The 10,288-nt window shown below is 62.0% G+C and carries 8 protein-coding genes; all 8 read left to right on the top strand.

Features of this window, described 5'->3' with window-relative positions; genetic code table 11:
• Positions 1 to 239 precede the first annotated feature (239 nt).
• The 8 genes from rpe (at position 240) to M3P27_11120 (ending at position 10,246) form a co-directional block, all read left to right on the top strand.
• Complete coding sequence (rpe, locus tag M3P27_11155) at positions 240 to 914, top strand: ribulose-phosphate 3-epimerase (protein MDP9268865.1); 675 nt, start codon at positions 240 to 242, stop codon at positions 912 to 914.
• A 31-nt stretch (positions 915 to 945) separates the two neighbouring features.
• Positions 946 to 2,316, top strand: a complete 1,371-nt coding sequence (bamD, locus tag M3P27_11150) for an outer membrane protein assembly factor BamD (GenBank protein MDP9268864.1) — start codon at positions 946 to 948, stop codon at positions 2,314 to 2,316.
• Between the two features lie 296 nt (positions 2,317 to 2,612).
• On the top strand, positions 2,613 to 4,289 hold the full coding sequence (locus M3P27_11145) for a response regulator (GenBank protein MDP9268863.1): 1,677 nt from the start codon (positions 2,613 to 2,615) through the stop codon (positions 4,287 to 4,289).
• A 137-nt stretch (positions 4,290 to 4,426) separates the two neighbouring features.
• Positions 4,427 to 4,639: a hypothetical protein gene (locus tag M3P27_11140; protein MDP9268862.1), complete on the top strand. Its 213-nt coding sequence runs from the start codon at positions 4,427 to 4,429 to the stop codon at positions 4,637 to 4,639.
• 500 nt (positions 4,640 to 5,139) lie between these two features.
• Entirely contained in the window at positions 5,140 to 5,799 is a 660-nt protein-coding gene (locus tag M3P27_11135; protein ID MDP9268861.1) for a hypothetical protein, read from the top strand.
• 98 nt (positions 5,800 to 5,897) lie between these two features.
• The gene (locus M3P27_11130; protein ID MDP9268860.1) at positions 5,898 to 8,672 is read left to right on the top strand and encodes a valine--tRNA ligase; all 2,775 of its coding nucleotides are present in this window, start codon (positions 5,898 to 5,900) and stop codon (positions 8,670 to 8,672) included.
• A gap of 11 nt (positions 8,673 to 8,683) precedes the next feature.
• Positions 8,684 to 9,562: a carboxylating nicotinate-nucleotide diphosphorylase gene (gene nadC / locus M3P27_11125; GenBank protein ID MDP9268859.1), complete on the top strand. Its 879-nt coding sequence runs from the start codon at positions 8,684 to 8,686 to the stop codon at positions 9,560 to 9,562.
• A gap of 69 nt (positions 9,563 to 9,631) precedes the next feature.
• Positions 9,632 to 10,246 (top strand): YceI family protein, encoded by a 615-nt coding sequence (locus M3P27_11120; protein ID MDP9268858.1) that lies wholly within the window; start codon positions 9,632 to 9,634, stop codon positions 10,244 to 10,246.
• Positions 10,247 to 10,288 lie beyond the last annotated feature (42 nt).

Below are 10,288 nucleotides of genomic sequence, written 5' to 3'. Positions count from 1 at the left end.
GTTAGGGACAGCCTAGGACGACGCCGGGACCTTTCTAAAAAAATCTGGATTTTGTTCTGAATCTAGAACAAGCCGCAAAGCGCCGGGGATACACCCCCAAAACAGGCCATTTTGGCGCGGATGAGGGCTGGGGACGCGTGTTAAAATCTAGCCATCGTCGTTAAAACCACCGTCTTGAATCGCACCGTTTGTAGGATCCGCGTCTGCCACGGTTGCAAGAAAGCCCAGAGAGAAGCCTCTTGATCGAACTCGCACCCTCGATCCTATCGGCGGACTTTGCCCATTTGGCCGACGACGTTCGCGCCGCCACAGAGGGCGGGGCGACCCTGCTGCACATCGACGTGATGGACGGACACTTCGTGCCCAACATCACCATGGGGCCGCCGGTGGTGGCGTCGCTGCGCAAGGTGACCGAGCTGCCGCTCGACGTGCACCTGATGATCGAGAACCCCGACCAGTACGTGGGGGCATTCATCGAGGCGGGGGCGGACTGGGTGTCGGTACACCAAGAAGCTAGTGTCCATTTGTACCGGACGATCGCTCTAATAAGGTCGAAGGGGGCGCAGGCGGGCGTGGTGCTGAACCCGGCAACGCCGGTGGAGACGCTCACCGAGGTGCTCGACCAGGTGGACTACGTGCTGATCATGTCGGTGAACCCGGGATTCGGGGGACAGAAGTTCATCCCCGGAGCGCTGGCGAAGATCAAGAAGCTGGTGGCGTTGCGTGCCGCCCGCGGCTTGAACTTCCGCATCGAGGTGGACGGCGGCGTGACGCTCGAGACCATCGGCGAGGTGGTGCGGGCGGGCGCGGAAGTGCTGGTCGCCGGCAATGCCGTGTTCGGCAAGGGCGACGCGAAGAAGAACGTGGAAAAACTGCTGGCGGCGGCGAAAGACGCAACGCTGCAAAGAGTCTAACGAGCATCGTTCTATTTCCCAGAGGTTCCTAATGTCCCGGAAAGTCTTTACTACCGTCCTCTTGATCGCGGTCGCCATGGTGGCGACGGGTTGCCGTCACAACAACGTGAAGAACCCGATCGCCAACATCAACTCCAAGCAGCCGGACAAAGTGTTGTTCGACCGCGCGATGGACGCGATGAAGCACGGCAAGTACGACGTTGCCCGGCTGTCGTTGCAAACGCTGATCAACACCTATCCGGATTCGGAGTACATCGCGCGCGCCAAGTTATCGGTGGCCGACTCCTGGTACGCGGAGGGTGGCTCGACCGGGCTGGCGCAGGCGGAGATCGAGTACAAGGACTTCCAGACCTTCTTCCCCAACATGCCGGAAGCAGCGGAAGCGCAGCTCAAGGTGGCGAACATCCACTACCGGCAGATGGAGAAGCCGGACCGTGACTACACCCACGCCAAGCGCGCGGAAGAAGAATACAAAGAGCTGATCAAGCAGTATCCAGATTCCAAGCTGGTCAAGGATGCGAAAGAGCATCTGTTGGAAGTGCAGGAAGTGCTGGCGGAGCGCGAGTTCCGCATCGGGCGTTTCTATTTCCTGCGCGAGTCCTACCCCGCCGCCATCGCGCGGTTGAAGAGCGTGACGGAGAGCTATCCGCTATACAGCGGAGCGGATGAGTCGCTCTACCTGCTGGGGGAATCCTACGAAAAGCTGTCCGAGGGGGTGCGTGCGAACGCGCGCCTGCCCGAGGCGATGCGCGGCAAGCTCATCAACGAGTACACCAAGCACGCCGTGGAAGCGTATGGGAGGATCCTTACGCGTTATCCCGCCACCGATCGCGTGAACGATGCAACGGAGCGGTTGCAGGCGTTGAAGCAGCCCGTACCCACGCCCACGGCGGCAGCCATCAAGCAAAGCAAGGCCGAGGAAGCCAGCCGCAGCGAACAGAGCAAGGTCGACAGGGTGATGGGATTGCTGCGCCAGCGTCCTGACACCACGCACGCTGCCACGGTGGGCGAGCCGCAGCTCGAAGAACCGAAACAAGTGAGCGCCACCGAACTGGCACGACAGACGCAGAACGCGTTGGGCCAGCAGGCAGGGACAAGCCAGCTCAGCGTGGAAGGCACTGCGGGCACAGGCAAGCCGCCGGAGAGCGAGGCGCCTCCAAGCTCGGAAGGGCAGCCACAATTGAACATCGCTACGCCGGCCAACGCCACCCCGCAGCTGGAAAACCAGACGCGCGAGACCACGGCTCCGCTTCCCGCGCAGACCAACGAAGCTGCCGCCGAGCAGACGCATCAGGACCAGGCGCAGGTGGCGGGACAGACGGCGAGCGGGACCGACAAGAAGACCGAGTCGACCAGCAAGAAGAAAAAGAAGAAGGGGCTGCGGAAGCTGATTCCGTTTTAAGGGACGCGGTCACCTTCCTTTTCGGCCGCTTCCCTTTTGGGGTCGCTTCGCAAAGGCCGCTCGACCTGATTGCGGCGCGGGATCCGTGATGCCTTGGGGCAGCCGGGGCCTCCTTTGGTCGCTTTCGCGAGCGGATGTTCGACCCACTAGGGGCGCGGAATCCCCGGTGCCTTTCGGCCGGCCACTCTCCGCTTAAGCGGAATACCTCAGGCGATGATCAGGTGCTTCCGCGCATTGACTTACAAAGTGATTAACAGTACTTTTGTGCAGCATTTCCGCCCCCGAAGGACCCTTTTGTGCCACTGAAGATCCTGTTAGCCGACGATAGTATGACCGCCCAGAAGATGGGCCAGAAAATCCTTGTCGACGCCGGACACACGGTGATCGCGGTGTCGAACGGCGCCGCCGCGGTGAAGAAGATCGCCTCCGAAAAGCCGGACATGGCGGTGCTCGACATCTACATGCCGGGCTACACCGGTCTGGAAGTATGCGAGCGCGTGCGCGCGGCGCAAGAGACGTCGAAGATGCCCGTGGTGCTCACCGTGGGCAAGATGGAGATGGGGACGTTCAAGCCCGAGGACGCCACGCGGGTGAAGGCCGATGGCGTGATCATCAAGCCGTTCGAGGCTTCCGATCTGCTCGCCGCCATCAAGAAGATCGAGGAAAAACTTGCGGCGGCGCCGGCGGCAGAGGCGGCGATCGCAGCGGCCGAATATGAGCGCACACAGAAGATCAACGTGGCGGAGAGCCTGAAGCAAGATTCCAGCTACCAGGAATGGCAGGTCACGGCCGACGAGCACAAGGACGAAGAAGCCGCGGAAGAAGCGCGGTCGAAGCACACCACCGATGTCCCCGAAGGCGTGGCCGACGATGCTGCCATGGCCGGCATGTTGGGCGATGAGCCGGTCGAGGCAAAGGCTGCCGCGCTCGAAACGCCGCCGATGCCGGAGACGCCGGCCGCTTACGCCAGCGCCCCCAGCGTGAGCGTGGAGCCGGTCGAGACGCCGATGGTGGGCGCGGCGAAGCACGATGTGGATGCCTCGCACGCTCCCGATCCGCACTTTGAGCCGACGGTGAGCCAGGAACACATCGAGGTGGCGCATACCGGGCAGGATCCTGCGCTCGTCACCGACGCCAGCGAGATGGCCACCGCCTTCGTGACCAAGTTCGGGGTGGATAATCCTGAACCCGTCGTGGTGGGTGTGGCGGCGGATTCGGGCATCGACGGTCTGTACACCGAGAGCGCGCCGGCCGAGGGCTCCGAAGCTGCGGACGCGGAGACTGCAGCAGAGTTGCCCACGCAAGACGTCTCTGCCCCGGTCGCGCGCATGCGCGAGCTGGAGCAAGAAGCCGCGTCGGTGGAGATAGTGGAAGAAGAAGGGCCGGCACTTGCCGGCACACCTCCCGCCGACGATTTCGAGAAGCGCGTTGCCGCGGCGATGAACACTTACGAAGCGCCGGCTGCTGCCGCGCCCGCACCAGAACCTACGCCCGAGCCGCAACCGCCGATGGCGGCGGCGGTTGCCAGCGCTGAAGCACTGCCGGCGCCTGCTGCTGCGGCGGCAACGGCCTGGGTGGCGCAGGAAGCTTCGGTGGAACATCACGAAGCCAACGTCTCGCTCGATCAGGAGATGTTGAAAGCGTTCTCGGCTTCGGTGCCGCATGATCCCGAGCCGCCGGCGCCCGCGCCGGAAGCTGAGCCGGAGCCGCAGGCGTCCGCTGCCGTGGCCGCCGCGCCCGCTGCTTCTGCCCTGGCAACGAACGCTCCCGACATGGAATTGGCCACCGCGATGGCAGCCGCGGTCTCGCCAGACTCTCCACCCATGGCCGCCGCGGTTGCTGCGGCCACGGCTGCCGTGGGAAATCAGAGCGGGGTGGACCCGGCAAAACTTGCCGACGCCATCCATCGCGCGCTCGACCGAATGAAGCCGGAGCTGATCGCCAACATCGCGAAAGAGCTAGAACAGAAGTAGGTTTCCGAATCTGTGCGAGAGGCGCCTGCGGGCGGCTTTCGTTATTGCCAGTGTCGCCGAGGTGAGGTTGAGCCTCGCGGGCCTATGTGTAATCCCCCGATTCGACCCAGGGAAACTGGCCCAAGGTTCAGAAGTGAATGCCGAGATTTGAGGAGGTCTTCGTGAGAAAGGGCGGCCTCGGAGCAAGTGTTTTCGTTCTGCTTGTCATTGGATTTGTCGGGCTCTACCACGTGACCCACCAGCCACGCTTGGAAGGTATCCGCGACGTGGATGTCTTGCAGATGGTCGCATCGGGAATGTGCTTTGGCGTCGCGCTCTCGGCTGTGATCGCATTCTTTCGCGCGGCTTGAGACAGTCAGCGCGGAATGCAGCAGTTGGGATTCAGTAGTTTGGGACTAAGTAGTGAAGACAGGCCGCCCGCGGGCGGCCTTTTCGCTTTCGTGGGCGATGTCGATGTCGCGATCGAGCCGCGTGTCACCACGCGCTCTGTAGACCTCTCCCATGCTGCCGGCGCCGATCGCGGACACGACTTCATAAGGGCGAAGCTGGGTGCCGGGGGTTAGGGGCATGGGTGGGGAGGCCCTACCTGTGACGGTTGAGGGCGTAAACATTTGTAGACAAAGGCAGAAGAGGAAAACATCGCAAGCTATGCATGGAATATTCTAGATTTCGAGAGGGTCGAGGAGAGGCTGAGATCATGCAAACGGAAGAACTGCGAGGCCTGCTATTCCAAGCACTCCGTGCTGTTGGTTGGAATCAATGGGGGGATCTGACTTCTTCAGTTGGAACTCTTAAGGCTAGGAGCCAGGGGGTTAATCCGATTCCCGGATACCAGGGAGGCAGGCAGCACTTGACCGACGCGGAGACGACTCTGCTTCTGGAGATTGTGTGGAGCCTCATCGTCCAGGGCATCCTAATCCCCGGATTGAACGACAGCAATCAGGGCTGGCCCTTCCTGCGTGTAACAGAGTACGGACGGAGATGCCTTCAGGAAGACCGAATTCTGCCTCACGATCCAGATGGATTTCTAGCAGACTTCCGCAGCGAAGTCCCGCAAGCCGATACGACAATCATTGAATACTTGACGGAATCCTTGCAATGCTACGTGCATGGTCTCCACAGGGCAGCTGCTGTAATGCTAGGCGGTGCCAGCGAGCAGGCCGTCTTGCTCTTGATTGAGTCGTACGGCAATTCGATAACTGACACCCAGCTGAAACAGTCCTTCAAGAGGAACGTGGAGAAGGCTACTTCAATCTTCCGCAAGTATGAAGTTTTCGAGAAACACTTTGTAAATCACAAAGCACGAGTGCCCAAAGAGCTGACCGAGAATTTGGATTCGCTCTTGCGCGGTGTATTCGACCTAATACGAAACAGTCGAAACGACGCAGGGCACCCAGCTGCCGGTGGCTTGGTCAGTCGCGACATCGTGTACTCTCATCTTCGCCTTTTCACTCCATACTGCAAGCGGACTAGTGAGTTGGCGGCCTGGTTCGCAGCCAACAGTATTTGAGGCCTAACGCGCGTCCCGTTTGACCCCCTTTTCCGGCGGCCTGTAGTATCGAAGGTTATCCGTCGTTCATCCCTCAAACCAGCGACGGCCGGAAGCGAATGCCTCACGAACTCCCGAAAGCATATGAGCCGGGCGCCATCGAACAGCGCTGGGCGGATTATTGGGTAGCGGAGAAGCTCTTCTCCACCCGGACGCCCGCCGCCACAGGTGTGCACGGCGGCGACGCGCCACGTCCAGTTTTCACGCTGCTGTTGCCGCCGCCGAACGTGACCGGCAAGCTGCACATGGGCCACATGCTGAACCACACGGAGATGGACATCATCGTCCGCTGGCACCGCATGCGCGGCTTCATCACGCTGTGGCTTCCCGGGACCGACCACGCCGGCATCGCCACGCAGATGATGGTGGAGCGCCAGCTTGCCGCCGAGGGCATCAAGCGCCGCGACATGGGGCGCGACGCGTTCATCGAGCGCGTGTGGCAGTGGAAGCAGCTTTATGGCGGGGCCATCCAGCAGCAGATGCGGCGGCTCGGCGATTCGGTCGATTGGGAGCGCGAGTACTTCACCATGGACGAGCGGCTCTCGAAGGCCGTGATCGAGGCGTTCGTCCGGCTGCACGAAGATGGGCTGATCTACCGCGGGAAGTACATCGTGAACTGGTGTCCGCGATGCTTGACGGCGATCAGCGACCTCGAAGTCGTCCACGAAGAGACGCTGGGGAAACTCTACGAGATCAAGTACCCGCTTGTTGAAGCGAAGCCCGGTGAAAAAGGTTTCATCGCCGTCGCGACCACGCGTCCGGAGACGATGCTGGGCGACACGGCCGTGGCGGTGAATCCGACGGACGAGCGCTACACGCATCTTCACGGCAAGCGCGCGCTGGTCCCACTGGTGAACCGCGAAGTCCCCATCATCACCGACGACTGGGCGAATCCGGAGTTTGGAACCGGCGCCGTAAAAGTCACGCCCGCGCACGATCCCAACGACTTCCAGATCGGACTGCGACACCTGCTGCCGCAGCTCGATGTGATGGATGAAGCCGGACGCATCAACGAGAACGGCGGCGCGTATGCCGGACACGACCGCTTCGAGGCGCGCGACAAGATCGTGGAAGACCTGCGCGCGCAAGGCCTGCTCGCCGCGGTGAAAGACCACGCGCTCTCCATCGGCAAATGCGACCGTTGCAAGACCATCGTCGAGCCGCGGCTCTCCACCCAGTGGTTCATCAGAGTCGCGCCGATGGCGGAGAAGGCCATCGAGGTGGTGATGCGCAACGAGATCACGTTCGTCCCGGAGCAATACTCGAAGACGTATTTCGAGTGGATGCGCAACATCCACGATTGGTGCATCTCGCGGCAACTGTGGTGGGGACATCGCATCCCGGCATGGCACTGCAAGGACTGCAAGCACATCGAAGTCGCGCGCACGCAGCCGGAAAAATGTTCAAAATGTAACAGCTGGAAATTAGAACAAGACACCGGCGTGCTCGACACCTGGTTCTCCTCCGGCCTGCTGCCCTTCACCACGCTGGGCTGGCCGGAGAAGACGCGCGACCTGGACGTGTTTTATCCCACGTCGCTGCTCATCACCGGCTTCGACATCCTGTTCTTCTGGGTCGCGCGCATGATCATGCTGGGCTGCTACTTCATGAAGGACCACGCGGCGGGCAGCGTGCCGTTCCGCGCGGTGTACATCCACGCGCTGGTGCGCGATGCCGAGCGGCAGAAGATGTCGAAGACCAAAGGCAACGTGCTCGATCCCATCGAAGTGATCGAGAAATATGGCACCGACGCGGTGCGCTTCACCTTGGCTGCGATGGCTGCGCCCGGCACCGACATCGCGTTCAACGAATCACGCACCGAAGGTTATCGCGCCTTCGCCAACAAGATATGGAACGCGGCGCGCTTCATGTTCATGAACGTGGACCGCGCCGCCGAGGCCGGAGTGTGGTCGCTGAAAGAGTTTCAGACGCGCGGCATCGCCGCGGAATTCACTGGCGACGCTGCGGGACATCAGACTGAAGAACAGGCCCAGCCGCGCTCGCTCGCCGACCGCTGGATCGTCTCGCGCTTCAATCAGGCGGCGCAGCAAGCCAACGACGCGCTCGCGCACTATCGCTTCCACGAGGCTGCCGCCGTGGTCTACGAATTCTTCTGGGGCGAGTTCTGCGACTGGTACCTCGAGCTGGTGAAGCTGAGCCTGGGCGACGACGCGCCGGCAGCGACGCGGCGTCTCGCGTTGGCAAACTTCGTGGGGCTGTTCGAGGGCGCGCTGCGGCTGCTCTCACCCTTCATGCCGTTCATCACGGAAGAGATCTGGCAGGCGCTTTACGACGGCCATCCGCCGTTGAAGTCGGTGGCCCTGGCGGCGTATCCGCAGGCCGCGGCCGCGCACATCGACTTGCAAGCCGAAGCGGAGTTCGCGGTGCTGCGCGATCTGATCGCGAGCATCCGCAACATCCGCGCGGAGATGAAGATTGAGCCCAAGCAGAAGGCGCCGGTCGAGATCTTTGCCGAAACCGCCACGCGCAGGCTGGTGGAAGAGAATCGCGCGGCCATCGAGAAGCTCGCCGGCGTGGACGCGATCACGTTCGTGAAAAACTCTTTGGCCAACGCCGCGGGTGCGCGCTCGAGCACGCGCTTCGATGTCCGCGTGATCTATGAGAAGCAGATCGATGTGGCCTCCGAGCGCGAGCGGCTGACGCGAGAGTTGAAGAAGCTGGAGGCGGAACTGGCCAATGCGCATCGCCAGTTGGGAAATGAGCAATTCCTCGCCAAGGCTCCGGCGAACGTGGTCGCGGGCATCCGGCGCCGCCAGGCGGAGCTGGATGTGCTGATCGAGAAAGCGCGCGGAGCGCTGGGCGCGTTACAGTAGTCGCAGGACTTATGGACTGGTCGAGCCGAAGGATAACCGCGATCCTCGAGAACGCGTTGCGCGAAGACAGCGCGACGCGCGATGCGACCACGTACGCCGTCATCGATCCCACGCAGCGTGCGAGCGGGACGATCCTCGCAAAAGAAGATTGCGTGCTCGCCGGCCTGGGCGTGGTCGGGCGCATCCTGGAAGTGTTTGGCCAGCTGGATGGGACGGTGGTGGCGCATCCTGAGGTCACCACGCACGGCGAGATCTTCGATGGCGTGCGTTTGCACAAAGGCCAGCAGATCGCGGTGATCCGCCACAACGCGCGCGTGATCCTGAGCTGTGAGCGCGTGATCCTGAACGCGCTGCAGCGCATGAGTGGCATCGCCACCCTTACCCGCAAATTCGTGGACACCGTTACCGGGACCAAGGCGCGCATCCTCGATACGCGCAAGACCGTGCTCGGCATGCGCGTGCTGGATAAGTACGCCGTGCGTTGCGGTGGCGGGATGAATCACCGCCTTGATCTTTCCGACGGCGTGCTCATCAAGAACAATCATATCGCGCTCGCCGGCGGCATCGCGCCGGCCCTGGAGCGCGCGTTGCGCAACCGCCGGGGCTCTTCGCCCATCGAGATCGAGGTACGCTCGCTCGATGAAGTGGAGACAGCGCTCGAGCACGGCGCCGAGGCCATCCTGCTCGACAACATGGAAGTGAAAGAAGTGCGCCGCGCGGTGCAACGGTGCGAGAAACATTCACGCCGCATCCCCATCGAGTGCTCCGGCGGCATCAAACTGGAGAACGTCCGCGCGTACGCCGAGACGGGCGTGGATTACATCTCGGTCGGCGCGCTCACGCACTCGTCGCGGGCGGTGGATCTAAGCCTGCGCGTGCTGCCGGCATAGGTTTGTGTGCAGTCTCTGAATCTGTTTTACGGCCGCGTTCGTCTATTCCCCAGCAAACCAGGAGCAAACATGAAGATCCGCAAGTCACTTCTCTTTATCGCGTTCGTCAGCCTCGCGCTCGGCAGCTCCAGCACCATCAGTACCATCGCCCTGGCCGAGGATTACAAGATCGATAAAGCGCACTCCCAGGCCGGCTTCGCGGTGAAGCACCTGATGATCTCGAACGTGAATGGGCGCTTCACCGATTTCGACGGCCTTATCACGTACGATCCCAAGGACATCACCAAGTCCGCCGTGAAGGTCACGATCAAGACGGCGAGCATCACCACCGACAACGCCCAGCGCGACAACGACCTGCATAGCTCCGAGTTCCTCGACGTCGCGAAATTCCCCGAGATGACGTTTCAGAGCGCCAAGGTGGAGAAACGCGGCGACCAGTACGTGCTCATCGGCGACCTCACGCTCAAGGGCGTGACCAAGCGAGTGGAGATCCCCTTCACCTTCAGCGGGCCGATCACCGACCCGTGGGGAAACACGCGCATCGCCGCAGAAGGTTCCACGACCATCAACCGGCGCGATTTTGGCGTGACCTACAACCGCGCCATGCAGGATGGGAGAGCTGTCGTCGGCGACCAGGTAAAGATCAGCCTGAACGTGGAAGGCGTGAAGCCGAAGGCGAAGTAGGCGCTGGCGACGGCGGCATTGGGAAAGCGAAAGGCTCTCGCC

The sequence above is a fragment of the Acidobacteriota bacterium genome, assembly GCA_030774055.1.
Taxonomy (GTDB): domain Bacteria; phylum Acidobacteriota; class Terriglobia; order Terriglobales; family Acidobacteriaceae; genus JACPNR01.
Note: the sequence above shows the minus strand (reverse complement) of the source record. Positions and strands in the feature narration are given on the sequence as shown.